This window comes from Streptomyces fuscichromogenes (assembly GCF_014645815.1).
GTDB lineage: Bacteria > Actinomycetota > Actinomycetes > Streptomycetales > Streptomycetaceae > Streptomyces > Streptomyces fuscichromogenes.
The window spans coordinates 183,098-207,405 of record NZ_BMML01000011.1; the positions used below are offsets into that span (position 1 = coordinate 183,098).

Annotated in this window: 19 protein-coding genes and 2 pseudogenes; 7 read left to right on the forward strand and 14 right to left on the reverse strand. The window is 70.7% G+C overall.

Annotated features, from left to right (window positions below; translation table 11 throughout):
- Positions 1–38: 38 nt before the first annotated feature.
- Positions 39–1,196 (reverse strand): acyl-CoA dehydrogenase family protein, encoded by a 1,158-nt coding sequence (locus tag IEZ11_RS24775; RefSeq protein ID WP_189265056.1) that lies wholly within the window; start codon positions 1,194–1,196, stop codon positions 39–41.
- A 79-nt stretch (positions 1,197–1,275) separates the two neighbouring features.
- On the opposite strand from IEZ11_RS24775, the gene IEZ11_RS24780 reads away from it, so the two are divergent.
- On the forward strand, positions 1,276–2,154 hold the full coding sequence (locus IEZ11_RS24780) for an HpcH/HpaI aldolase/citrate lyase family protein (protein ID WP_229713332.1): 879 nt from the start codon (positions 1,276–1,278) through the stop codon (positions 2,152–2,154).
- Between the two features lie 56 nt (positions 2,155–2,210).
- Positions 2,211–3,233 carry a MaoC family dehydratase gene (locus IEZ11_RS24785; protein WP_229713333.1) on the forward strand — a complete coding sequence of 341 codons (1,023 nt, stop codon included), beginning with the start codon at positions 2,211–2,213 and terminating at the stop codon, positions 3,231–3,233.
- 37 nt (positions 3,234–3,270) lie between these two features.
- Here the strand turns inward: IEZ11_RS24785 and IEZ11_RS24790 are convergent, their stop codons facing one another.
- A complete protein-coding gene (locus tag IEZ11_RS24790; RefSeq protein ID WP_189265058.1) occupies positions 3,271–4,308 on the reverse strand; it encodes an MBL fold metallo-hydrolase in 1,038 nt (345 codons plus the stop codon).
- Positions 4,309–4,626: 318 nt separating this feature from the next.
- Here IEZ11_RS24790 and IEZ11_RS24795 point away from each other — a divergent pair, with 318 nt between their 5' ends.
- The 5 genes and pseudogenes from IEZ11_RS24795 to IEZ11_RS24815 form a co-directional block, all read left to right on the forward strand.
- Positions 4,627–5,205 (forward strand): TetR/AcrR family transcriptional regulator, encoded by a 579-nt coding sequence (locus IEZ11_RS24795; protein WP_189265059.1) that lies wholly within the window; start codon positions 4,627–4,629, stop codon positions 5,203–5,205.
- Positions 5,206–5,306: 101 nt separating this feature from the next.
- Positions 5,307–5,471, forward strand: a complete 165-nt coding sequence (locus tag IEZ11_RS24800; RefSeq protein WP_189265060.1) for a hypothetical protein — start codon at positions 5,307–5,309, stop codon at positions 5,469–5,471.
- Between the two features lie 624 nt (positions 5,472–6,095).
- Positions 6,096–7,553 carry an aldehyde dehydrogenase gene (locus IEZ11_RS24805; protein ID WP_189265061.1) on the forward strand — a complete coding sequence of 486 codons (1,458 nt, stop codon included), beginning with the start codon at positions 6,096–6,098 and terminating at the stop codon, positions 7,551–7,553.
- Positions 7,550–8,662 carry an NAD(P)-dependent alcohol dehydrogenase gene (locus tag IEZ11_RS24810; protein ID WP_189265062.1) on the forward strand — a complete coding sequence of 371 codons (1,113 nt, stop codon included), beginning with the start codon at positions 7,550–7,552 and terminating at the stop codon, positions 8,660–8,662. The genes IEZ11_RS24805 and IEZ11_RS24810 overlap by 4 nt, the downstream gene beginning before the upstream one ends.
- Positions 8,663–8,954: 292 nt before the next feature.
- A pseudogene (locus IEZ11_RS24815) lies at positions 8,955–9,278 on the forward strand (transposase); the annotation flags it as partial.
- 54 nt (positions 9,279–9,332) lie between these two features.
- Here IEZ11_RS24815 and IEZ11_RS24820 read toward each other — a convergent pair.
- From IEZ11_RS24820 to IEZ11_RS24875, 12 genes and pseudogenes are all read right to left on the reverse strand, one after another.
- Positions 9,333–11,654: pseudogene (locus tag IEZ11_RS24820) on the reverse strand (SpoIIE family protein phosphatase); the annotation flags it as partial.
- 636 nt (positions 11,655–12,290) lie between these two features.
- The gene (locus IEZ11_RS24825) at positions 12,291–12,662 is read right to left on the reverse strand and encodes a 3-hydroxyacyl-CoA dehydrogenase NAD-binding domain-containing protein (protein ID WP_308426496.1); all 372 of its coding nucleotides are present in this window, start codon (positions 12,660–12,662) and stop codon (positions 12,291–12,293) included.
- Positions 12,596–15,826, reverse strand: coding sequence for a fused isobutyryl-CoA mutase/GTPase IcmF (icmF, locus tag IEZ11_RS24830; RefSeq protein ID WP_189265064.1), 3,231 nt, complete (start codon positions 15,824–15,826; stop codon positions 12,596–12,598). Before icmF ends, IEZ11_RS24825 begins: the two co-directional genes overlap by 67 nt.
- 571 nt (positions 15,827–16,397) lie before the next feature.
- Positions 16,398–17,108, reverse strand: a complete 711-nt coding sequence (locus IEZ11_RS24835; protein WP_189265065.1) for a FadR/GntR family transcriptional regulator — start codon at positions 17,106–17,108, stop codon at positions 16,398–16,400.
- Positions 17,099–18,127 (reverse strand): aldo/keto reductase, encoded by a 1,029-nt coding sequence (locus tag IEZ11_RS24840; RefSeq protein ID WP_189265066.1) that lies wholly within the window; start codon positions 18,125–18,127, stop codon positions 17,099–17,101. Before IEZ11_RS24840 ends, IEZ11_RS24835 begins: the two co-directional genes overlap by 10 nt.
- Before the next feature lie 34 nt (positions 18,128–18,161).
- Entirely contained in the window at positions 18,162–19,229 is a 1,068-nt protein-coding gene (locus IEZ11_RS24845) for a sugar kinase (RefSeq protein ID WP_189265067.1), read from the reverse strand.
- Positions 19,226–19,858, reverse strand: coding sequence for a bifunctional 4-hydroxy-2-oxoglutarate aldolase/2-dehydro-3-deoxy-phosphogluconate aldolase (locus tag IEZ11_RS24850; RefSeq protein ID WP_189265068.1), 633 nt, complete (start codon positions 19,856–19,858; stop codon positions 19,226–19,228). Before IEZ11_RS24850 ends, IEZ11_RS24845 begins: the two co-directional genes overlap by 4 nt.
- On the reverse strand, positions 19,855–20,616 hold the full coding sequence (locus IEZ11_RS24855; RefSeq protein WP_189265069.1) for an SDR family oxidoreductase: 762 nt from the start codon (positions 20,614–20,616) through the stop codon (positions 19,855–19,857). The genes IEZ11_RS24850 and IEZ11_RS24855 overlap by 4 nt, the downstream gene beginning before the upstream one ends.
- Positions 20,613–21,656, reverse strand: a complete 1,044-nt coding sequence (locus IEZ11_RS24860) for a zinc-dependent alcohol dehydrogenase (protein WP_189265070.1) — start codon at positions 21,654–21,656, stop codon at positions 20,613–20,615. Before IEZ11_RS24860 ends, IEZ11_RS24855 begins: the two co-directional genes overlap by 4 nt.
- On the reverse strand, positions 21,653–22,084 hold the full coding sequence (locus IEZ11_RS24865) for an RbsD/FucU domain-containing protein (RefSeq protein ID WP_189265071.1): 432 nt from the start codon (positions 22,082–22,084) through the stop codon (positions 21,653–21,655). Before IEZ11_RS24865 ends, IEZ11_RS24860 begins: the two co-directional genes overlap by 4 nt.
- Entirely contained in the window at positions 22,075–22,977 is a 903-nt protein-coding gene (locus IEZ11_RS24870; protein WP_189265072.1) for an amidohydrolase family protein, read from the reverse strand. The genes IEZ11_RS24865 and IEZ11_RS24870 overlap by 10 nt, the downstream gene beginning before the upstream one ends.
- Positions 22,970–24,298, reverse strand: coding sequence for an L-fuconate dehydratase (locus tag IEZ11_RS24875; protein WP_189265073.1), 1,329 nt, complete (start codon positions 24,296–24,298; stop codon positions 22,970–22,972). The genes IEZ11_RS24870 and IEZ11_RS24875 overlap by 8 nt, the downstream gene beginning before the upstream one ends.
- Positions 24,299–24,308: the final 10 nt, after the last annotated feature.

Consider the following 24,308-nt stretch of genomic DNA (forward strand, 5'->3'; position numbering starts at 1 on the left):
GGTCCTCCGGTCGGCTGTGGACGTACGGGTGCGCGGCTTCACGCCAGACCGCCCCTGCTGATCAACTGGGCGGCGATGACGTTGCGCTGGATCTCGTTGGTGCCCTCGCCGACGATCATCAGCGGGGCGTCCCGGAAGTAGCGCTCGACGTCGTACTCGGTGGAGTAGCCGTAACCGCCGTGGATCCGGACCGCGTCGAGCGCGATCTCCATGGCGGTCTCCGAGGCGAACAGCTTGGCCATGCCCGCCTCCATGTCGCAGCGGTCGCCCGAGTCGTGGCGCTCTGCGGCGTGCAGCACCAGCTGCCGGGCCGCGACGAGCTTGGTGGCCATGTCGGCGAGGCGGTTGCCGATCGCCTGGTGCCGCCAGATCGGCCTGCCGAAACTCTCGCGCTCCTGGGCGTAGCGCAGGGCGTCGTCGAAGGCCGCCTGCCCGACGCCGAGCGCCCGGGCGGCCACCTGGATACGGCCCGTCTCCAGGCCCTTCATCATCTGCGCGAAGCCGTGCCCCTCGGCACCGCCCAGCAGCGAATCGGCGGGCGCGTGGTAGCCGTCGAAGGACAGCTCGCAGCTCTCGACGCCCTTGTAGCCCAGCTTGGGCAGGTCACGGGAGACGGTGAGACCGGGGCCGTGCTCGACGAGCAGGATGCTGATGCCCTGGTGCCGGGGAGAGGCGTCGGGGTCCGTCTTGCACAGCAGCGCGATGAGTCCGGAGCGGCGGGCGTTGCTGATCCAGGTCTTGGAGCCGGAGACGACGTAGCCGCCGTCCTGCTGCCGGCGGGCCACGGTGCCCATCGCCTGGAGGTCGGAGCCGCCGCCCGGCTCGGTCAGCGCCATCGTCGCCCGCATCTCACCGGTCGCCATCCTCGGCAGGTAGCGGTCCTTCTGCTCCTCGGTGCCGAAGGCGAGGAGGAGCTTGGCGACGACCGTGTGACCGCCCATGGCCCCGGCCAGGCTCATCCAGCCGCGGGCCAGCTGTTCGGTCACGCCGACATAGCAGGGCGTGGACACCGGTGATCCGCCGTAGGACTCCGGGACGGCCAAGCCGTAGACGCCGAGCGACTTCATCCGCTCGATCAGTTTCTCGGGGTACTCGTTGGCGTGCTCCAGGTCCCGTGCCGCGGGCCTTACGTCCCGGTCGACGAACTCCCGGACGACGTCGATGACGTCCTGTTCCTCCTCGCACAGGGTGGGCATGCGGATCTCCTCGCTCGGCTACCGGACTGACAGCCATCGATTATAGTCTAATTTAAATTAAATGAGGAGGTGGGTGATCGTGAACCATGCGGCAGGTGCGCTCAGGTCCCGACTTGCGGTGCCGGGCTCTGACGATCGCAAGATCGCGAAGGCCGTCGCGTCGGAAGCCGACGAGATCGTGCTCGACCTGGAGGACGCGGTACCGGCCGCGGCCAAGGAGGGTGCGCGGGAACTCGTCGCCTCCTGGCTGGCCCGTGCGGCGCGGACCGGTCCGCGGATGGCGGTACGGGTGAACGCACCCCGGACACCTTGGTGCCACGACGACGTCATCGCCTGTGTACGCCGGAGCGGAACGGTGTCCGTGGTACTGCCCAAGGTGGAGTCGGCCGGCGACCTCGCCTTCGTGGACCGGTTGCTGTCGGGTGCGGAGGCCGCCGTCGGCGCGACCGCGACGGTGACCGTGCAGGCGCTCATCGAGACGGCGGCTGGACTGGCCAACCTGCGTGAGATCGTGGCGGCCACGCCCCGGCTGACCACCGTCGTCATCGGTTACGCCGACCTGGCCGCGTCGCTCGGACGGGCCGCCGACGCTCCGCCGGAGGCCTGGCTGCGAGCACAGGACGGCGTCCTGACGGCGGCCCGCAGTGCCGGCCTCGCCGCCGTGGACGGTCCGTATCTCGGTGTGGCTGCCGACGAGGCGTTCTCCGCACACGTACGCCGTGCCGCGTGCCTGGGATTCGACGGCAAGTGGATCATCCACCCGGGCCAGATCCAGCAGGTCAACGAAGCGTTCACGCCGTCGGCCGAAGAGGTCGCGCGGGCCCGGGCGGTGCTGGCCGCCCTGGAGCGAGGCCACGAGCGCGCCGAGGGCGCCGTGGCCCTCGACGGATGGATGGTGGACGAGGCCGTGGCGGTCGCGGCGCGACGCGTACTGGCCAAAGTGGGAGGGGCGGCATGAGCGCGGAAGTCCAGAGTGGCACGGCACGTACAGGTGAGGGCGAGAGGAGCACGGTCATGGATGCAGTGATCCCGAAGGGCATGGCACGCATCGCCGAAGGGCCCTATTTCGAGGAACTCGCCGTCGGGCAGGTCTTCGACGGGGCACCTGCGCTGACCCTCACCTCAGGCCACGCGGCGACCCATCAGTCGATCGTGGGGGACCGGCTCGCGCTCCCGCTCGACGAGGAACTGAGCCGCGCCGTGACGGGCCGGGCCCCGCTCGCGCATCCGGCCCTGGTCTGGGACGTGGCGATCGGCCAGTCCACGCTGGCCACCCACCACGTGAAGGCCAACCTCTTCTACCGCGGTCTGGTATTGCGCCGGTCCCCCCTCATCGGTGACACGCTGTGGTCCTCCACGGAAGTCGTCGCGCTGCGCCGGAACACGGTACGCCCAGGCCGCCGTCCCACCGGTCTGGCTGCCCTGCGCATCACGACGACCGACCAGTTCGACCGGCCGGTGCTGGACTTCTGGCGGTGCGCGATGCTGCCGCTTCGGGACACGGAGGCCGGCGCCGAACATGTGGACGACCTCGACTCGGTGGGGGAGGCACCCGACGTGGCCGCGCTGGCCGCTGTGGCGCAGGGATGGCGACTGGACCGGTTCGCGCGGCGCGTGGCCGGACCCCGGTGCGCCGATCTTGCCGAGGGCATGGTCATCGAGGTCGGCGGCGGGGACGTTGTGTCGGGCGCGCCCGAGCTGGCCCGCCTCACGCTCAACGTGGCCATGGTGCATCACGACCGGCACGCGGCCGGCGGGCGCCGCCTCGTCTACGGCGGTCACACGATCGGGGTGGCCCTCGCGCAGGCCGCGCGGGCCCTGCCCTCCGTCGTCACCGTGGCGGGCTGGCACGGTTGTGACCATCTCGGACCCGTCCACGAAGGGGACACCCTGTACAGCACCGTCGTCGTGGAGCGCCTGCACCCGCTGGGGGGTCACGGCGGGCTCGCCCAACTGAGGTCGCTGGTCCGGGCCGTCGGCGCCGACGGCCCGGACCGTGAAGTCCTGGACTGGCGGTACGCGGTCGTGCTCGCCTGAGTCGCCTCGTCGCGGACGCCTCGTCCGAGACGAGGCGTCACGCGGCCGGTGCGAACCGCCGGATGCCGTCGACGCGCTGCCAGCTGACCGCATCGTGCTGGGCCAAGACGTCCAGATGGGCGTCGATCTCCAGAACCGCGGTCATCTGGTGCACCAGGGGCAGGTCGTCGAGCCGGCGCCGACGACGGGTCCACGGCAGGGCACGGGCGACCGCGTGTGCCGTGTCCGCGCCTGACGACACCTGCCGAAGGACCTCGTCGAGCCTCTCCTCGTGATGCGCGACCAACTGCTCCACCCGGGTGTGGACGCTCCTCGTCACAGGCCCATGGGCGGGCAGCAGCAGTGCGTCGGGGGACTGTCGCATCAGGCGCAGGGAGGCGAGATAGGACCGCAACGGGTACTTCTCCGGCGACCGCTCGAAGCCCAGGGAGGGCGTGATGTGCGGCAGCACGTGGTCGCCGGAGAACAGCAGGCCGCCGACCGGGTCCCCGATCACCACGTGACCTCGGGTGTGGCCGGGTGTGGCCCGGATGTCGAGGTGGCGGTCTGTCAGGGCGATCCGCTCACCGTCCCGCAGCCATCCGTCCGGAGGGCCGAACGGCATGTCGCGGTCGCTCTGTCCGACCGGGACGGCGGCCACGCGGGCGGCCAACTCGGGGGCGCCGCACTCGCGCAGCAGGACGACCTGACGGGGCCATACCCCGTCCGCCAGGTCGAAGGCCTCGATCGTGTGGCGCTCCTCCCAGCCGACCCGCACCCGGCTGCCGAGCGATTCACGCAGCGCCAGCGCCTGGGTGTAGTGGTCCCAATGGGCATGGGTCACGATGATCTGGTCGATGTCCTCCAGACGGTGCCCGAGGCTCTGCACCGCCTCGCCGAGCGCCTTCTCGGTCTCGGGCCGGGCCCAGCCCGAGTCGATCAGCACCAGCCCGCCGGCATCCTCGATCACGTACACGTTGACCGCTGTCAGCCCGTCCAGGGGCAGGCCCAGCGGAATGCGGTACACACCGCCCACCACTGGGTGGGCACCAGGTTCGGTCCAGTCGTCGGGCTGTTCGAACAGTGATAGCGCCAAGGTGTGCTCCTGCAGCGGGCCGTGATGGATTTTTTATCCTATCGTAAATTAAATTCCGAGCATTCAGGGGCGCCCCCCAGGGGCTTCCGGGGGTGCGGTTCGTCACCGCGGTGCTGTCTCCCGGTCTGACGCGGGCTGCCGCGTCCGACCGGTCGAGGAGTCCCGAAGTCTGACACGTCACCGTGTCTTCGCCGCGCTGGACGGGCGCCCGTGCCGATCTTCTCTCGACGCCGCCCCGGACCGTCCCGTCGCCGGTGCGGGTGTCGCCGGGGCGGCCACGGAGATCACTCCGTGCGACAGCCGTACTATCCTGAACGGATGTTGGAACGTCGTACCCAGGCCGAGCGTCGCAGTGATTCACAGGCCCGCCTTGTGGCGGCCGCGATCCGTCTTTTGGGCACTCGGGGCTACGCGGGCGCGTCCCTCGCGGAGATCGGCAGAGAGGCCGGACTCAGCCGCGGGCTTGTCAACCACCACTTCGGCTCCAAGGAAGCCTGCATGCGCGCCGTGGTGACGGCGATCCGTGAGAGGGCGCGGGCGCACCTGTCCAGTGACCTGCGCGGAGTGGCCGCGCTGGATGATCTCTTCGACGTCTACTTCGGTGGCCTCGTCGACCGCGAGGATCCCAGTGCGCGGGCGTTGTATGTGCTGCTTGTCGAGGGGATCACGGCGACCCCCGGCCTGCGTGACGCCATCGCGGAGACGAACATGGTGGTGCGGCGGCTGATCGTGGAGATGATCGGAGACGAAGCCGCTGATCCGGACGCCTCCGCGGTGGTGGTGGAAGGGATCCTGAGAGGCGTCGCGCTTCAGTGGCTGGCTGACCCCGACAATGTCGAATTGGCTGCGGCGACCGACGCGGCGAAGGCTGCGGTGCGCGGGCTGCTGGCCGCCTGACCTCGTCGGCAGGGATCCGGGGCAGGAGTTTGGGCAAGATACTTGTCGAACGTTCAGCGAGTTTGTTTAACTGAGGGCCCCTGCTACCAGAGGTGGTCAATGTGGACGATCTCGCACCTCCTGCCCTGACCGAGCGACGTGGCGAGCCGCTGCTCGTCGTCAGCTACAGATTGCATCCGTTAGGGCCGTCGACGGAGTCGCAGCACGCGATCGAGGCGGTCGGGGTCGGGCATGCGATCGATCCGGTGCTGCGGCACGCCGTGTAGCAGCGGCTGGCTGAAGGGTGTCGGCGGCCCTGGACCCATCACGGCCGCGTGACGGGATGGAGGCGGCGCCGCCGATGGGTGACGGATCCGCCACCCATCGACGAGTTCTGGTAGCCCACCGCTTCCACGGCCTCGGGCCGGTCGACCACCGATCGCCCGAGTCGGAGCGCTTGCGCGCCGAAGGGGTCACCGAAGCCGGCGCACACTGCACCCATCGGTTGCACGACACAGCCACCCCAAGTGCCTGACGCCGCCTATGAAGGTCCGTAGGCGTCGGCGGAGAAGCACAGGCCGCCGACGCCGAAGCGGCGCCGCTGCCCGCCTCGGCGCCGGGCAGGTTCGACTGAGGGGCTGCGATCATCACGAGCCCGGTTCCGGAGCCGTCGGCCGGACCCGTACCGCCAACAGCGCACACATCGCGCACCGTCGTACCGAGGCCTGTGTCGCTCCGGGACCCGGACGCGGGCGGCCGCGGCCGCAGTGTGCGATCAGGCGCCCTCGTCGCCTCGTGCGGTGAGCCGGTCCGCCCTTCCTCACCTTCACAAGGCAAGCCGGGGGCACTGGCCAGGCACTGCCGGTCGACGGCGACAACATCTTTTCCCTGTGTACTTGAGGAGCACATCTATGTGGAGCAAGGAATCCCTGTTCATCGGCGGTAAATGGGTGGCACCCGCGACCAGCCGGGTGATCGACGTCGCCTCGCCCTCCACGGAGGAGGTTGTCGGGCGGGTGCCGGAGGCGTCCGCCGCCGACGTGGACCGCGCCGTCCTGGCCGCGCGCGCCGCGTTCGACACGGGGCCGTGGCCGAGGATGACCCCCGCCGAACGGGCCGACGTGCTCGTGCGCGTCGCCGACGGTCTTGCCGCGCGGGCCGACGAACTGACCCAGTTGATCACCTCGTCATCGGGTCTCCCGATCACCGTGACCCAGCTCGCGCACGTGATGATGCCCCAGTTCTACGTACGCCACTACGCGGATCTAGCCCGGACCACTCCGCTGGAGGAGTACCGGGCAGGCCTCACCGGGAAGTTGCACATCCGCCAGGCGCCGGTCGGTGTCGTGGGCGCGATCATCCCGTGGAACATCCCGCTGCTGGCGACCGCGGCCAAGCTCGGCGCAGCGTGGGCGGCCGGGTGCACGGCGGTGCTCAAGCCGTCGCCGGAGACCCCTCTGGACGCATTCGTCCTGGCGGAGATCTGCGAGGCGGCGGGGATGCCGCCGGGAGTGCTCAATCTCGTACCGGGAGGTGCGGAGGCCGGGACCGCGCTGGTCGCACACCCCGGTGTGGACAAGATCACGTTCACTGGGAGCACCACGACCGGCCGGGCCATCGCCGAGGCCTGCGGCCGTACGCTGACCGGGTACGCCCTGGAGCTGGGTGGCAATGCCGCCGCCATCGTGCTGGACGACGCGCCGATCGGCGATGTCGCCGCAGGGCTGGTGCAGTCGGCGCTCGCCGCGAACAACGGTCAGGCCTGCATCGCCCAGAGCCGGGTGCTGGTACCGAGGTCGAGGGCGGCCGAGCTGACCGACGCGCTGGCGGCCGCGGCGCGCGAGATCCGGGTCGGTGACCCGTTCGACCCGGCCACCATGGTCGGGCCGCTGATCACCAGCCGGCACCGCGAGCGGGTGAGCGACATGGTCGCCGCCGGGCGCGCGGAAGGCGCGACGGTGTGTGCCGGCGGTGGTGTCCCCGCGGGGCTCGAACGCGGCTGGTACTTCGAGCCGACCGTGCTCGCCGGCGTGGACAACGGCATGCGCGTGGCCCGTGAGGAGATCTTCGGCCCGGTGGTCACCGTGATCGAGGTGCGGGACGAGGACGAGGCGGTCGCGATCGCCAATGACACCGAGTACGGGCTCTCGGGGTCGGTGTGGTCGGCCGACCTGGAGCGCGCGGCGGCCGTCGGCCGGCGTATCGCGGCCGGTCAGATCTGGCTGAACGACAGCTTCACGCTCGATCCAGCGTGTCCGTTCGGCGGCTGGAAGAACTCCGGCAATGGCCGGGAGGGCGGGCCGGAGTGCCTGCACGAGTACCTGCAAACCCAGACCACGTTCCGTCCCGCTGAAAGGCCCCAGTCATGATCGTCACTGCCGCTGTCGTTGAGGAGAAGTCGGGTCCGTTCCAATTGCGCGAGCTGGAACTGGAGGAGCCGCGAGCTGACGAGATCGTGGTTCGGATGGTCGCCGCGGGGATCTGCCACAGCGATCTGGCCGTGCGCGATCAGTACCTTCCGATACCCCTGCCGATCGTCCTCGGACACGAGGGCGCCGGGGTTGTCGAGGCCGTCGGCTCCGGCGTGACAGCCGTGGCACCGGGCGACCGGGTGCTGCTGAACGCGCACTCCTGCGGCAACTGCGAGGCCTGCGTGGCCGGGCGGGTGTTCGCCTGCGACCGGGGCGCAGAGCTGAACTTCTCGGGCGGCCGTCCGGACGGCAGCACCGGGCTCTCGGCGGACGGGGCACCGGTGCACGGGAAGTTCTTCGGGCAGTCCAGCTTCGCCACCCACGCGCTGGCCCATGGGCACAGCGTCACGGTGCTTCCCACGGACCTCGATCTCGCACTGGCCCCGGCGTTCGGGTGCGGAGTGCTGACCGGTGCCGGCGCCGTGATCAGCGGGCTGCGGGCCGGGGTCGGAGACACCATCGTCGTGTTCGGTACCGGCGGCGTCGGACTCGCGGCGGTGATGGCGGCACGAGCCGTCGGCTGTACGACCGTCGTGGCCGTGGACCGGGTGGAGTCCCGTCTCGAACTCGCCCGTGAGCTGGGTGCCACCCACACCGTACTGGCCGGCGGCGAGGGCCCCGACCTGCTGGAGCGCGTCCGCGCGGTCGTGCCGGCCGGGGCGCACCACAGCGTGGAGACCACAGGCGTGCCCGAAGTGTCGCAGGCGGCTGTCTTCAGCCTGCGCAACGGCGGAATGTGCGCTCAGCTCGGCGTGCCTCCGCTGGGCACCAACGTCAGCCTCGACATGGCCATGCTGGCGCTCTCCGGCATCGGCATCCGCGGGATCACCTCCGGCGGAGTGCCGCCGAGGTTCCTGCAGCCCCGGCTGATCGAGCTCTTCCGGCAGGGGCGCTTCCCGGTGGACAAGCTGGTCACCCACTATCAGTTCGCGGACATCGAGCTGGCGGCCAAGGACTCCCAGCGCGGTACGTCGGTGAAGCCGATCCTGCTCTTCGGGGAGGCGTGACGCTGCTGCGGGCCTGGTGCGATCCGGCGCCCGCTGCGAGGTAGACGCTGTGCTTGTGGGGTGGGCGGCCGGTACTTCCGGTCGCGCACCCCTGACGCGTCCGCTGAGGGGGCGCTCGGACCGGCGTGGTCGAGGCCGTCACAGGGTGGGGCGTCGGCGCATCCTCCGTCGTGCCGTGTTCCGCATCGGGCACTGACAGGCAGGACCGATCTGTTGCTTCCGTGCGCGTTCACCAGCTAGTAGGACTCCGTTAGGTCTTCCGGTCGGGCCTGTTCAGGAGCATGTTGGTTGGGTGGACGCACATGAAGCGAGCCGTGTCCGGGCGACGTTGGGGTTATACGTTGCGGATGTGTTCGCGTCGGTGCCGCGGAAGGGCCAGCGGGCCAAGGGCGACTGCTACCTGCGCGGGCTCATGCTGGACGGCCGCCGCAAGTCGATCCAGGCCATGGCGCCGCGGCTGCCGGACGGCAACGAGCAGAACCTGCAGCAGTTCGTGAACCAGTCCACCTGAGATCTGGTGCCGGTCCAACGGCGGATCTGTGAGCGGATGCTGCCCCTCATCGACCCGACGGCCTGGGTGGTCGACGATGTGTCGGTGCCCAAGGACGGACAGATAGATGGTCTTTCCCCTGTGGTGGTAGCGGCTGCCCCACCTCTTCGAGGGCTGCGCCACGAGGTAGAGGCCACGCCCGCCCTCGTCCTGGACCTGCGCGCGACGCAGCCGGGGCTGGGTGCTGCTGGAGTCCGAGACCTCGCAGACCAGCGTGGCGTCGTCGTGGAACAGGCGCAGGCCGACCGCGCCCCTCGCGTAGCGGATGGCGTTTGTGACCAGTTCGCTGACGATCAGCTCGGTGGTGAAGGTGAGCTCGTCCAGCCCCCACGAGTCGAGGCGGGCGGCGACTGCGCTCCTGGCCTCGGCCACGGCCGCCGGATCATCCGGGAAGTCCCATGCGGCGATGTCGGCCGCGAGGAGCCTGCGCGTGCGGGCCAGGAGGAGCGCCATGTCGTCCCGGGGCGACGGCCGGGAGGCCCCGGCCATGACGGTGCAGCTTGTCTCTCCCAGTGGCCTGTTCCCCCGGCACGCCTCCGCGAGAGCGTCTGTCAGCTCCCGGATGCCTTGATCGGCACCTCCGGGGCCTTGGTCCACGAGGCCGTCAGTGTAGAGAGCCAGTGTGCTGCCCGGCTTCAGCCGGACCGTGGTGATGTCGAAGGGCATGCTGCCGATGCCGAGCGGCGGCCCGGGTGATACCTGGACCGGAAGCGCGGTTCCGCCGGGCTCGATCACCAGGGGTGGCGGGTGTCCCGCACTGGCCAGCGAGCAGCCGCAGTCGATCGGGTCGTAGAGCGCGTACAGACAGGTGGCGCCGATCGTGTCCCGTTCCTCGGGGTCGGCCTCGTCCGCGAGTTGCTGCACCAGGTCGTCCAGGTGGATGAGCAGTTCCCCCGGTTCCAGTTCCAGGTCGGCGAGCGTGCGGATGGCCGTCCGCAGGCGCCCCATGGTGGCCGCCGCCGACAGCCCGTGACCGGTGACGTCACCCACGACGAAGGCCACCCGCAACGACGGCAGCGGGATGGCGTCGAACCAGTCCCCTCCGATGTCAGCGCCACCCCCGGCCGGCACGTAGCTGCCGACCGTCTCGGCCGCAGTGGTCCTGGTGGCGGTCCTGGGCAGCAGACGCTGCTGCAGGGCGACCGCCGCACGGTGCTCGCGGGTATAGCGTCGCGCGTTGTCCACACTGAGCGCGGCCCGCGAAGCGATGTCGAACACGAGATCCGCGTCCTCCTGCTCGAACGGCTCGGGGCGTTCCGCGCGCAAGAGCGTCACGAAGCCCAGCAGCCGGCCTCGTGCGAACAGGGGAGAACCCACGACCGAGTGCCCCTTCTCCGGCACCGTCGACTGGATCAGCTCCGGGTCCCCGGCGATATCGAGGAGGTCCTGCCGGGACGTGTGCACGACCGTGATCCCGTCCATGGTGGCCATTCGTACCTCGGGCACATCGGGGAACCGTGGGACCGGACATCCCACCGTGATCACGTCAGCGGGCCAGGGGCCGACCGACGCGACCGCTACCCGGCGCAGGCCGAGCTCCGCACACGGGTCCAGGACCCTCATGGGTTCTTTGCCTTCGACTACGGCATCGGCGATGTCCACCGATGCCATGTCCCCCAGGGCCGGGACCAGTACGTCCGCCAGGGCCTGGGCGGTACGGGTGACGTCGAGCGAACCACCGATCCGTACGGAGGCCGCGTGGCTCATCTCGGTTCGACGACGAGCTCTTCGCTGCTCAGTGACGTCCGTGAACATTACTGCGACCCCGGTCGGAACCCCGCGCCCGTCCTCCACCCTGAAGGCGGACACGGAGAGGGACCGTTCCCAGTCGGTCCCGTCCGGTGCGCGCATCCTCTGCTCTTCGGCGATCACCGGGGTGCCGGTCGCGAGCACCCCGCAGAGTAGTGCCTCTGCTTTCTCCACGTCTTCCGGGAAGAAGGCCTCCCTGAGCCGGCCGTCTTCGCCGAGGGGCCGGCCGCCGAGCATCCCTGAGGAGACGTTGGTGCGTACGACGTTCAGTTCCGTGTCGTGAATGGCGACCCCGATGTGGTCCTGCGCGAGCAGCGCGCGCAGGAACGACAGACCGTCTTCCCGCTCTGCGGCGGAGGAGACCGGCGTCACGAGCAGCAGGACCTCGGAGGAACCGTCCAGGCGCGCGGTGTCGACGGTGACCTCGACCGTCTGCCCGGAGCGGTGCCGTAGCGCGGACCGCCCGCGCGGCCCGCGGGCGGAGTCACTCGGCGGTTCCGTACGACTCCACTGCGTCGGGTCGACGAACAGCGTCGAAACCGGCTGCCCGCAGATTTCCTCCGCGCGCCGCCCGAGCAGTCGCACGGCGCCGCGAGACCACCTCCGCACGATTCCCGCGCCGTCGAGCAGGATGATTGCCAGGTCTTCACCGGGTGGCGGTTCACCGTCGCCCGGGTCGCTCAGGGCTGCCATGTGACGCCTTAAAGGTCATGAATTGCGTAGCATCCGCTCTTGTCCATTATGGGCACCAGCTGCTCTCCGGCGAGCCCATGCAGTCGCCTCCGGCAGTGACACGACCCAACGCCTCAGAGTCTTCGATCCAGCCTGAGGATCGTTCAACAGCGGCGCAACCGGACTGCCGCCGGACCCCGGAGGGAAGTTCACCTAAGCGCGGAGGGCCGGGTACGGACCGCGTCACCATGTAGACCATCCGAACGTTCGGTAGGACACAGGTGAGACTCGGCCTGAGGTTCCCCACCTAATGTGGAGACCGCGCCCGGCGGGGGGCATGGCATCCAAGCGCATCCACGACGCTGAGTTCCGCGAGGGGGCGCGGTACGAATCGGAGACCAGGAAGTCGATCCTGGTAGTGGCTGAGAACCTGGGAATCCATCCCGGGACGCTGGACAGCCGGGTGTCGCGGGTACGGCGCAACGGGTAGCCGTCGTCGAACCGGCCGGTGGCCGTCCGCGGGAGCTTGCGGCGGTTCACCGGAAGTCGGCAGAAGGTCGACATCGCACCTGCCCGATGACGCACGCCATGGTCATCCGCCGCCGACCAGTGCGAGTATCCGAGTCGTCACTCACACCAGACCCATGACCCGCGGCTTCACGATGTACGCAGCCCAGTGACGAACTGGCGGTCGGCCAGGTCGCTCAGGTCGTGCGTGAACGACAGCCGGGCGAGGGGTTGCGCGCGCTGTTCCGCACTGAGCCTTCCGCGCCTCACTCCGCGGTCGAGCGGGCCGGTGAGGCGACGGCGGCCGGCCTTGACCACATCGGGGGCGGCCTGAGCGGCGCGGACATCGACGACGGTGCGGTCGACGACCTCGGTGATGACGGAGCCCATGGGGCCGCAGCCGACGACGCCGAGACGCGGGCGACGGGATGCTCCAGCGTTGTTCTGTCTGCTGGTCAGACGTTGCGACGGTACTGGCCACCGACCTCGAAGAAGGCGTCGGTGATCTGCTGGAGGGAGCAGACCCGGGCCGCGTCCATGAGGACGGCGAAGACATTGCGACCGCTGACCGCCGCGTCCTTGAGGGCGGTCAGCGCGGCGTGGGCGGGCTCCTGGTGACGGGCCTGGAAGTCCTGGACGCGCTCCAGTTGGGACTGCTTCTCCTGCTCGGTGGCGCGGGCGAGTTCGATGACGCCGGGTTCGGCGGTGTCGGCGTGGGGGTTGCGGAAGGTGTTGACGCCGATGATCGGCAGGGTGCCGTCGTGCTTGCGCTGTTCGTAGAGCATCGACTCGTCCTGGATGCGGCCGCGCTGGTAGCCGGTCTCCATGGCGCCGAGGACTCCGCCGCGTTCACTGATCCGCTCGAACTCCTGGAGGACGGCCTCCTCCACCAGGTCGGTGAGTTCGTCGATGATGAACGACCCCTGCAGCGGGTTCTCGTTCATGGCCAGGCCCCACTCGCGGTTGATGATCAGCTGGATGGCGAGGGCGCGGCGGACGGAGTCCTCGGTGGGGGTGGTGACGGCCTCGTCGTAGGCGTTGGTGTGCAGGCTGTTGCAGTTGTCGTAGATGGCGATGAGCGCCTGGAGGGTGGTGCGGATGTCGTTGAAGTCCATCTCCTGGGCGTGCAGGGAGCGGCCGGAGGTCTGGACGTGGTACTTCAGCTTCTGGCTGCGCTCGTTGGCGCCGTACTTCTCCTTCATCGCGACGGCCCAGATGCGGCGGGCGACCCGGCCCAGGACCGCGTACTCGGGGTCCATGCCGTTGGAGAAGAAGAACGACAGATTGGGCGCGAAGTCGTCGATGCGCATACCGCGGGCGAGGTAGGCCTCGACGTAGGTGAAGCCGTTGGCCAGGGTGAAGGCGAGCTGGCTGATCGGGTTCGCGCCGGCCTCGGCGATGTGATAGCCGGAGATGGACACCGAGTAGAAGTTGCGGACCTGGTGGGCGATGAACCATTCCTGGATGTCGGCCATCATCCGCAGCGAGAACTCGGTGGAGAACAGGCAGGTGTTCTGCCCCTGGTCCTCCTTGAGGATGTCCGCCTGCACGGTCCCGCGCACGTTGGCCAGGGCGTGTGCGCGCAGTCCGGCCGCCTCCTCGTGCGACGGGTCGCGCCCCTCCGCCCGGCGGAAGCGGTCGATCTGCTGGTCGACGGCGGTGTTGAGGAAGAAGGCGAGGACGGTCGGCGCGGGCCCGTTGATGGTCATGGAGACCGAGGTGGTCGGGGCGATCAGGTCGAAGCCGTCGTAGAGCGCCTTCATATCCTCCAGAGTGGCCACCGAGACGCCGGAGGTGCCGACCTTGCCGTAGATGTCGGGGCGTTTGTCGGGGTCGCGGCCGTACAGGGTGACGGAGTCGAAGGCGGTGGACAGCCTCGTTGCGGGCTGGTCCTCGGAGAGCAGCTTGAAGCGGCGGTTGGTGCGGAACGGATCGCCCTCGCCGGCGAACATCCGGGCCGGGTCCTCGCCGTCGCGCTTGAAGGGGAACACCCCGGCGGTGAAGGGGAAGTGGCCGGGCAGGTTCTCCCGGCGCCAGAAGCCGACCAGTTCACCATGGTCGGTGAAGCGGGGGAGGGCTACGCGGGGGATCTTGTTCCCGGACAGGGACTCACGGGTGAGCTTGGTGCGGATCTCCTTGTCGCGGACCGTCACGATCTGCTCGTCGCCGGAGTAGGCGGCTACCACCGAGGGCCAGTTCTCGATGCGCTCGCCGATCTCGTACGGCAGCTGCCGGCGGGCGTCGGCGAGCAAGGAGCGTACGCTCTCGGCGTCGGCTCCCGCGTCGGCGAGTTCCGTCTCGACGGCCGCCAGCCGCTGCACCCGCCGTGCGGCTTCGGCGAACCGGCCGGTGTCGGCGTGGTAGGCGCGGACGGCGTCGGTGATCTCGGCGAGGTAGCGGACCCGCTCGGTCGGCACCACCTGGCGGATGCCGGAGGAGTGGCGTACGTCGACCGGGGCCAGCCGGCCCTCGGACAACGCCAGCCCCTTCTCGGCCAGGACCGTCTTGAGGTGCTGCTGGAGCGCGGTGACGCCGTCGTCGTTGAAGGTCGCCGCGGAGGTGCCGTACACCGGCATGTCCTCAGGCCGTTTGTCGAACGCCTCCCGGTTGCGGACCAGTTGGCGGCCGACGTCGCGCAGGGCGTCCTTGGCGCCGCGCCGCTCGAACTTGTTGATCGCCACCACGTCGGCGAAGTCGAGCATGTCGATCTTCTCCAACTGGGAGGCCGCGCCGAACTCCGGTGTCATCACATACAGCGAGGCGTCGACGAACGGCACGATCGCGGCGTCGCCCTGGCCGATACCCGGAGTCTCCACGATCACCAGGTCGAACCCGGCGGCCTTGACGACGTCGATCACGTCGGAGAGGTGCTCGGGCAGTTCGCGGCTGCCGCGGGTGGCCAGACTGCGGAAGAACACCCGGTTCCCGTCCAGGGAGTTCATCCGGATGCGGTCGCCGAGCAGCGCACCGCCTCCCCGGCGGCGGGTCGGGTCGACCGCGATCACCGCGATCCGCAGCTTGTCCTGCTGGTCGACACGGAAGCGGCGGACCAGTTCGTCGGTGAGCGACGACTTTCCCGAACCGCCGGTGCCGGTGATACCGAGCACCGGCACCACCCGTGCCGCGGCCACCGTGCGTACCTGCTCCAGGAGCGCGGTGGGCAGCTTGCCGAGTTCGGCACCGGTGATGGCGCGCGCGATCGCGAACCGGTCACCGGCGAGCAGAGCGGCCTGGTCGGTCGGCTTGCCTTCCCACAGGTCGAAGTCGCAGGCTCGGACGACCGAGTTGATCATCCCGGCGAGGCCCATCCGCTGTCCGTCCTCGGGGGAGAAGATGGTCACGCCGCTCTCGCGCAGGCGGTTGATCTCCTCGGGCACGATGACGCCGCCGCCACCCCCCACCACGCGGACGTGGTCCGCACCCTGCGCGCGCAGCGAGTCGACCAGGTACTCGAAGTACTCGACGTGTCCTCCCTGATAGGACGAGACGGCCACGCCGTGGACATCCTCCTCGATCACCGCGTCCAGGACCTCTCGCACCGAGCGGTTGTGTCCGAGGTGTATCACTTCGGCGCCCTGGGACTGGAAGATGCGCCGCATGATGTTGATCGACGCATCGTGCCCGTCGAACAGGGCGGATGCGGTGACCAGGCGGACGGGGTGCACGGGACGGTGCAGATCGCTCATGAGGCCTTCCCGGACGGATCAAAGGAATGTCGACTGGAGAAATACTAGGACGTCCTAGTAAATCGATGTGGAGGGCAACGGCGATGTGAGGGGCGACACGAGGGGAGTGTGATGTGGCCCACGGTGGGGGAGTGCGGCCTCTGCGTTAGGAGGTGTACGAGCGGTCCGGCGCCACCTTGTGGTGCTTACGGGCGGGAATCGTCATACAGGATGCCGAGCTCTCCGCGCCCGCACCCGGCAGAGCGGCCGCAGGGAACTGCTCGACCACCTGAGCGGAGAGGAGGCGCTCGGCACATCTGGCCCGTGCTCTGCACCGCGGAGCGTGCGGTTGCCAACCGGCTGACGCGGCTGCTGACCTGGATCGGGGTGCCATGTTCCGCGCCCGCGGGGGTCACCGGCCGTGGACGCTTCCGGAGTCGAGGATGCCTTCGACGCGGCGTTCGCCGCCCGGTCGGCGGAGGTACCGTCGCCGGTGCCGGCGGCACACTACGCGGCGGTGACCGCGGCCCGGACCACCAGGCACGGTGCCGTCGGGGCGATCTCCGACTGCCCGGCCGTACGGGAGCCCTGCTCAGCGGCCCGGCGGCAGGGCCGCACCCGAGCGCAGGTGCTGTTTCAGCCACCGCTCGGTGGTGCTCACGTGCTGTAGGGCGGCGGCCTGGCTCAGCCACACGTCCCGGTTGGACAGCGCGGTGAAGATCGCTTCGTGCTCGGCGAGGGTGCGGGCCGCGGAACGGTCGTCGACCCGGCCGCGCCAGATGCGGGCCCGCAGGGTACGGCCGGAGATGCCCTCCAGAAGGGTGAGGAGGGTCTCGTTGCCGGTGGCGGCGATGACGGCGCGGTGGAAGGCGGCGTCGCGGGCGTTGAGCCGCTCCACGTCGTCGCGGGCTTCGCGCATGGCGTCCAGGTGTGTCTTGACCTCGGCGAGCTGTTCGTCGGAGATGCGGGTGGCGGCGAGCGCGGTGGCGGCCGGTTCGAGGAGCCGCCGTACCTCCATGAGGTCCTGCAGGGCGGCCGAGTCGCCCTGCAGCAGTTCCACCGCTCCGCCCAGCCCCTCCAGGAGCAGGCTCGGCTGGAGGCTGGTCACGTAGGTGCCGTCGCCTCGGCGGACCTCCAGGACGCGTGCCACGGACAGCGCCTTGACCGCTTCGCGGGCGAGGTTGCGGGACAGGCCGAGCTGGGCGGCCAGGTCCGGTTCCGGCGGGAGCTTCGAGCCGGGAGGCAGCACGCCCGTGCGGATCAGCTCACGGATCTGCTCGATGGCTTTGTCCGTCAGAGACAACGCGAACTCCTCCCCTGCCCGCTCTCCGCGGGCACGTCCGACCTGATCAGTCCTTGGACACGGAGCTCATCCCAGAGGCCTTCGGGGATGTGCTCTCGGTGGATTTCCACGTTTCGCGCGACCTGTTCCGTATTTCGCATACCGACGGTGACATTGATGATACTGGGGTGGGTGCGAGGGAAAGCGATCGCTGCGGCGGGCAGGGTCGTCCCGTGCGCCGCGCAGACCTCGGCGATCGCCCGGGCGCGGGCGACCAGAGCCGGCGGGGCGTCCTGGTAGTCGTACCTCATTCCCTCGGCGGGCCGGTCCCGGGAGAGCAGTCCCGAATTGAACACGCCCACCGCTACCACGCTCTTTCCGAGCTCCCGGGCGGCCGGCAGGACGTCGTCCAGGGCGGACTGGTCCAGCAGCGTGTAGCGTCCGGCCAGCATCACCACGTCGGCAGTGGTCTGGCGCAGGAATCGGGCGAGCATCGCCGACTGGTTCATGCCCGCGCCGATCGCACCGATCACGCCCTGGTCGCGCAGTTCGGCCAGGGCGGGCATGGCCTCCTCGGCGGCCTGCCGCCAGTGGTCGTCGGGGTCGTGCAGATAGACGATATCCAGGCGGTCGAGGCCGGTGCGCTCCAGCGACGCCTCGATCGAGCGGAGTACTCCGTCCCGGCTGAAGTCCCACTGCCGGCGCAGATCGTCGCGCACCACGAAGCCCTCGGTGTCGACGCCCCGCGGCTGCTCGTTGGGCACGAGCAGGCGGCCCACTTTGGAGGACACAACATACGCGTCGCGCGGTCGGCCCCGTAGCGTCGCGCCCAGGCGCCGCTCGGACAGGCCGAGCCCGTAGTGCGGCGCGGTGTCGAAGTACCGGATGCCTTCCTGCCAGGCCGTCTCGATCGCGGTCGCCGCGTCCTCGGCGGGGGTGACCCGGTACAGGTTGCCGATGACGGAGGCGCCGAAGCCCAGCCCGGTCAGTTCGACCGAGGTGTCGGCGATCCGCCTGCGTCGGATGGTCGGAGGTGTCAACTGTGCTCCCGTGCGGTGCGCGTGGTGCGGTCGGTCATCGTCTGACGGCGGCGGAACCGCCGGACATCAGGGCCTCCACCTCGGCGAGCGAGGCCATGGAGACGTCACCGGGGGTGGTCATGGTGAGGGCCCCGTGGGCGGTGCCGTAGGCCAGGGCCCGTTCCAGCCGGGCGGCGGTCAGCGCGCCCGGCCAGGTGTCCGCCCCGGTCAGCAGGCCGTGGATCAGACCGGCGGCGAAACCGTCGCCGGAGCCGACGCGGTCGAGGACGTGCAGACCGGGCATCCGGGGGCCGCCGACGAAGCCGGTCTCGGCGGACCAGGCGGCCGAGGACCAGTCGTTGACGCCCGCGGAGGGAACCTCACGCAGAGTCGTCGCCAGCACTCTGGCCCTCGGAAGCCGCTCCGCCACGGCGGTCAACGCGTCCGGTACCTCGTCGGCCGGTATCCGTAGCTCACCCGGGCGCGGCCCGGCCAGCCCCAGTGCCCCCACCACGACGTCGGCGTGCCGGGCGAGCCGTAGATCGATCTCGCGGGCCTGGTCCGCACCGCCCCGGCCGGACCACAGGCTCGGGCGGTAGTTCGGATCGTACGAGACGGTGACGCCGTGCCGGCGGGCCGCGGCCATGGCCTCGTCCGCGACATCCACGGTGGTGTCCGACAGGCCGGCGAAGACACCGCCGGTGTGGAACCAGCGCACCCCGCCCGCGAAGACCGCGTCCCAGTCGACGTCCCCCTTGCACAGTCGGGAGACGGCGGTGTGCGCGCGGTCGCTGACGCCGAGCGCGCCACGGATGCCGTAGCCGCGCTCGACGAAGTTGAGGCCGTTGCGGGCAGCTCGGCCGACGCCGTCGTCCGGTACCCAGCGGATGAGCGAGGTGTCCACGCCACCCTGCAGGATCAGGTCCTCGACCAGGCGCCCCACGGCGTTGTCCGCGAGGGCGGTCACGACGGCCGTGCGCAGTCCGAAGCAGCGGCGCAGCCCTCGTACGACGTTGTACTCGCCGCCGCCCTCCCACACCTGGAAAGAGCGGGTGGTGCGGATCCGTCCCTCGCCCGGGTCGAGGCGGAGCATCACCTCGCCGAGGGCCACCACGTCGGTCACCTCGTGCTCCTCTCCACGGCCTCCGCGGTCAGCCGCCGGATCCCCTCGAAGTCGCCGCGCCCCAGATGGGACGCGGTAGCCATCCAACTGCCCCCGACGGCGAGGACGGTGGGCTCGGCGAGGTACTCCGTCAGACGCGGCGCGCTGACCCCGCCGGTCGGCACGAAGCGCACGCCCGGGAAGGGCGCCGCGAGCGCCCGAAGGGTTCGGATGCCGCCCAGGGGCTCGGCGGGGAAGAGCTTCACGGTGTCGAGGCCAGCCCGCAGGGCCCGCATCAGTTCGGTGGCGGTGGCGATGCCGGGTACGACGGGAACTCCCAGTTCCCGGCATTTCGCGACGACCTGCTCGTCGAAGCCGGGGGAGACGACGAAGCGGGCCCCGGCCGCCACGGCCCGCTCCGCCTGCTCGGCGCTGAGCACCGTGCCGGCGCCGACGGCGAGTCCGCTGTGGGCCGCCATCGCTGTGACCACCTGCTCGGCGCCCGGGGTGCGGAAGGTGACCTCGGCGCACCGGGCGCCGCCGGTCGCGAGCGCGTCGGCCAGCGGGGCGGCGGTGGCGAGGTCCGGTACGGTCAGCACCGGCACCAGGCGGGTGCCGGCCAGGACCTGGGCGAGACCGGTGGCGCTCATCGGCCCAGCCATCCGCCGTCGACGGGCAGGACGGTGCCGTGGACGTAGGCGGCCGCGTCCGAGGCGAGGAACACGGTGGCGCCGGCGAGGTCGTCGGCCTGGCCCCAGCGCCCGGCGGGAATGCGGTCGAGGATCGCCCGGCTGCGGGCCGGATCGTCCTGCAGGGCCTGGGTGTTGTCGGTGGCGATGTAGCCGGGGGCGAGGGCGTTGACGTTGACGCCGTGCGGCGCCCACTCGTTGGCGAGCGCCTTGGTCAGACCGGCGATGCCGTGCTTGGCGGCGGTGTAGCCGGGGACGTTGATGCCGCCCTGGAAGCTGAGCAGCGACGCCGTGAAGATGACCTTCCCCTGTCCCCTGGCCACCATCGCGGCGCCCACCGCCCGCGTCAGGACGAACTGCGCGGTGAGATTGACCTGCAGCACCGACTCCCAGTCGGTGTCGGGGTGTTCGGCGGCTGGTGCGCGGCGGATCGTGCCGGCGTTGTTGACCAGGATGTCCACCGGCCGTTCGCGCGTCGCGAGGTTCTCGCCCAGCTCCCGTACGGCGCCGGGGTCGGCGAAGTCGGCGCGGATCGCCTCGAAGGCCCGGCCCGCCGCGACGACGTCCTTCTCGACCTCGCTGCCCGGCTCCTCCAGCGCCGCGCTCACGCCGATGACGTCCGCCCCGGCCCCGGCGAGCGCCCGGGCCATGGCCCTGCCGATACCGCGCCGGGCACCCGTGACGACGGCGAGCCGTCCGGTCAGGTCGAAGGCGGTCATACGGCGGCTCCCTGGGCGTCGTCGGTGCAGTCCACGAGGATCTTCATCACGTCACCGCCGCCCTCCAGCGCCTCGAAGGCGGCGGGCGCCTCGGTCAGCGGCACCACCTTGCTGATGAGCCGCTCGGCCGGAACGGTGCCGTCGGCGACCAGCGCCACCGCCTTCTCGAAGTCGGAGCGGTCGTACAACCGGGCCCCCACCAGGGTGAGTTCGCGCCAGAAGAACCGGTGCAGGTTCACCTCGCGGGGCCGGGGGTGGATGGCCACGAGGCACAGCCGGCCGCGCACGCCCAGCACCTCGATCGCGGTGTTCACCCCGCCCGCTGCGCCGGACACCTCGAACGCCACGTCCGCGCCCGCGTCGCGGGTCCACTCCCGGACCAGTTCGGCCACGTCGTCGACGGCCGGATCCCAGGTGGCCAGCCCCAACTCCTCGGCCAGTGCCCGCCGGTGGGCACTGAGCTCCGCGACGCGCACGTCCGCACCGGCGGCGCGGGCGACCAGGGCGATCAGGATGCCGACGGGGCCGCCCCCGACCACCACGACCCGCTCGCCCTCGCGGACCCCGGCCCGGCCCACGTCGTGCACGGCGACGGCGGTGGGCTCGACGAGGGCGGCGCGGTCCAGCGGGAGGGAGTCGGGCAGCCGGATCAGGGTGGTGGCGGGCACGGTCCAGCGCTGCTGCATGGCGCCCGGGGAGTCGATGCCGATGAAGTCCAGGTGCTGGCAGATGTGCCGGTGGCCGGCGGTGCAGGCCGGGCACACGTCGTCCCAGCGCAGCGGCATCACGGTGACCGCGTCCCCGGGCGCCCAGCCCGTCACGTCCGGACCGACGCGGACGATCCGCCCGGACATCTCGTGCCCGATCACGGCGGGTGCGGCGACCCGGGCGTCCATGTCGCCGTGGAAGATGTGCAGGTCGGTGCCGCAGATCCCCACGTAGGCGGGGGCCAGCTCCACCTCGCCGGGACCGGGGGGAGGGTTGTCGGTGGTGGCGGTGTCCAGGGAGCGCGCGGCGATGTAGCGCACGGCGAGTGTCATGTCAGGGTCCCTTCAGCGCGGACGCCGATGGTGAGCAGCAGGTTGGCGTAGGTGCGGGTGTCGGCGGTGACGATCGCCAGCGCCAGGTCGGGGGAGCGGGCGGCGTCGTAGAACTCGAAGCGGCCGAGCGTGTCGACCGGAACGGGTGCCAGCCGGGCGCGGTACTCGGCGATGGCCGGCGGTTCGGGTTCGCCCTCGGGCGGCACCATCACGTGGGCGGACTCGACGGGCACGGCCCGCAGCAGTACGTCGAGCACGGTGGTGACGTCGAGCAGGCCGGGGGCGAGGTTGAGGTGCACGGTTCTGGCGCGCTCGCCGGTGGCGGTGCTCGCGGGGTAGTGGCCGTCGGCGAGCAGGACGCGGGCACCGTGGCCGGCGCCGGCCAGGGATTCGAGGATGCAGGGGTGCAGCAGTTCGGTCAGGAGCACGGCGTGCCCTCCTTCGGCTGGGAGGAGTCGAGGCGGTAGAAGCCGGTGGCGGTGCCGGCGAGGACCGCCGAGGTCTCGGCCGGGGAGCAGCCGGCCAGGAGTTCCTCGACGGTGGCGGCCCAGTGGTTCCAGCCGCCGGCGAGGACGCAGACCGGCCAGTCCGAGCCAAACATCAGCCGGTCGGCTCCGAACGCGGCCAGCAGGATGTCCCACACGGGGCGGATGTCGTCGGTCGTCCATGTGCGGTGGTCGGCCTCGGTGACCAGGCCCGACACCTTGCAGCGCACCTGCGGGTGGGCGGCCAGCCGACGCACGTCCCTCTCCCAGTCGGCGAGTTCGCCTTTCGCGATGGGTGGCTTGCCCGAGTGGTCGAGGACGAGCGGCAGTTCGGGGACGCGTTCGGCGAGCCCGACGGCCTGGTTGAACTGGTGGTCGCGGATCAGGACGTCGTACCCGAGCCCGCGCTCCGCCACCGCCCGCAACCCCCGCTCCACGGACGGCCGTTGCAGCCACCCGGGGTCCGGCTCGCCCTGCACCAGGTGCCGTACGGCCCGCAGCCACCCGCCCCCCGGCCCGGCGCGCAGCTCGTCGAGTACGTTGCCGATCGCCGGAGAGGTGAGGTCCGCCCAGCCGACGACGGCGCCGACGAGCGGGTCCGTGTCGGCCAGCGCGAGGAACTCCCGTGTCTCGTCGAGCGAGGTCACGCACTGGACGAGGACGGTGCCCGCCAGCCGCCGTCCGGCGACGGCCCGGGTCGCGGAGGCGCGCAGGTCGTCGAGGGCGAAGGTGCGGCGGATCGGCTCGTGGCCGGGCTCGTGCAGCCACGGCTGGGGGCGGTGGTCGAGGTTCCACACATGGTGGTGGGCGTCGACCAGGGGCAGTGGGTCAGACACGGGCCGACCAGACCGGACCGTCGGGGTAGGTGTACTCCTTCAGCGACTCCGGGTGCATCTGCGCGCTCAGGCCGGGCAGGGTGGGCGCGAGGTAGTGGCCGTCGATGATGCGCACCGGGTCGACGAAGTGTTCGTGCAGGTGGTCGACGTACTCGATGACCCGGTCCTCGGTCGTCCCGGACACGGCGACGTAGTCGAACATCGACAGGTGCTGGACCATCTCGCACAGCCCGACACCGCCGGCGTGCGGGCAGACCGGCACTCCGAACTTGGCGGCGAGCAGCAGGATGGCGATGTTCTCGTTGACGCCGCCGACCCGGGCGGAGTCGATCTGGACGATGTCCACCGCCTCGGCCTGGAGGAGCTGCTTGAAGACGACCCGGTTGGCGATGTGCTCGCCGGTGGCGACCTTGATGGGGGAGACGGCCTTGCGGACGGCGGCGTGGCCGAGGATGTCGTCCGGGGAGGTGGGCTCCTCGATCCAGTACGGCTGGTAGGGGGCCAGCGCGCCCATCCAGTCGATGGCGGGCTGGATGTCCCATCTCTGGTTGGCGTCCACGGCGATCCGGATGTCGGGGCCGACGGTCTCGCGGGCGGTGCGCATACGGCGGACGTCGTCCGCCAGGTCCGCGCCGACCTTGAGCTTGATCTGGGTGAAGCCGTCGGCGACGGCTTCGCGGGCCAGGCGGGCGAGCTTCTCGTCGGAGTAGCCGAGCCAGCCGGGCGTGGTGGTGTAGGCGGGATAGCCCTGGTCCAGCAGCTGGCCGATGCGGTGCTCGCGGCCCGGCTCGGCGCGGCGCAGGATCTCCAGTGCCTCCTCGGGGGTGAGGGCGTCGCTGAGCCAGCGGAAGTCGACCTGGGCGACCAGTTCCTCGGGAGTCATCTCCGCGAGGAAGCGCCAGACGGGTCTGCCGGCGCGCTTGGCCGCGAGGTCCCAGGCGGCGTTGACGACGGCTCCGGTGGCCATGTGGATGGCGCCCTTCTCCGGTCCGAGCCAGCGCAGTTGGGGGTCGTGGACCAGGGACCGGGCGAAGCCGCCGAGGTCGTCGCAGACCTCGGCGACGGACCGGCCGACCACGTGCGGGGCGAGCGTCGCGATGGCGGCGGCCTGGGCGTCGTTGCCGCGTCCGGTGGTGAAGGCGAGCGCGTGTCCCTCCAGGCCGTCGCCGGCGTCGGTGCGCAGGACGACGTAGGCGGCCGAGTAGTCGGGTTCGGGGTTCATCGCGTCCGACCCGTCCAGGTGCTCGGAGGTCGGGAACCGCACGTCCAGAACGTCCAGGCTGGTGATACGGGCGGTGGCTGCGGACAGGCCAGATGACATGGCGACAACT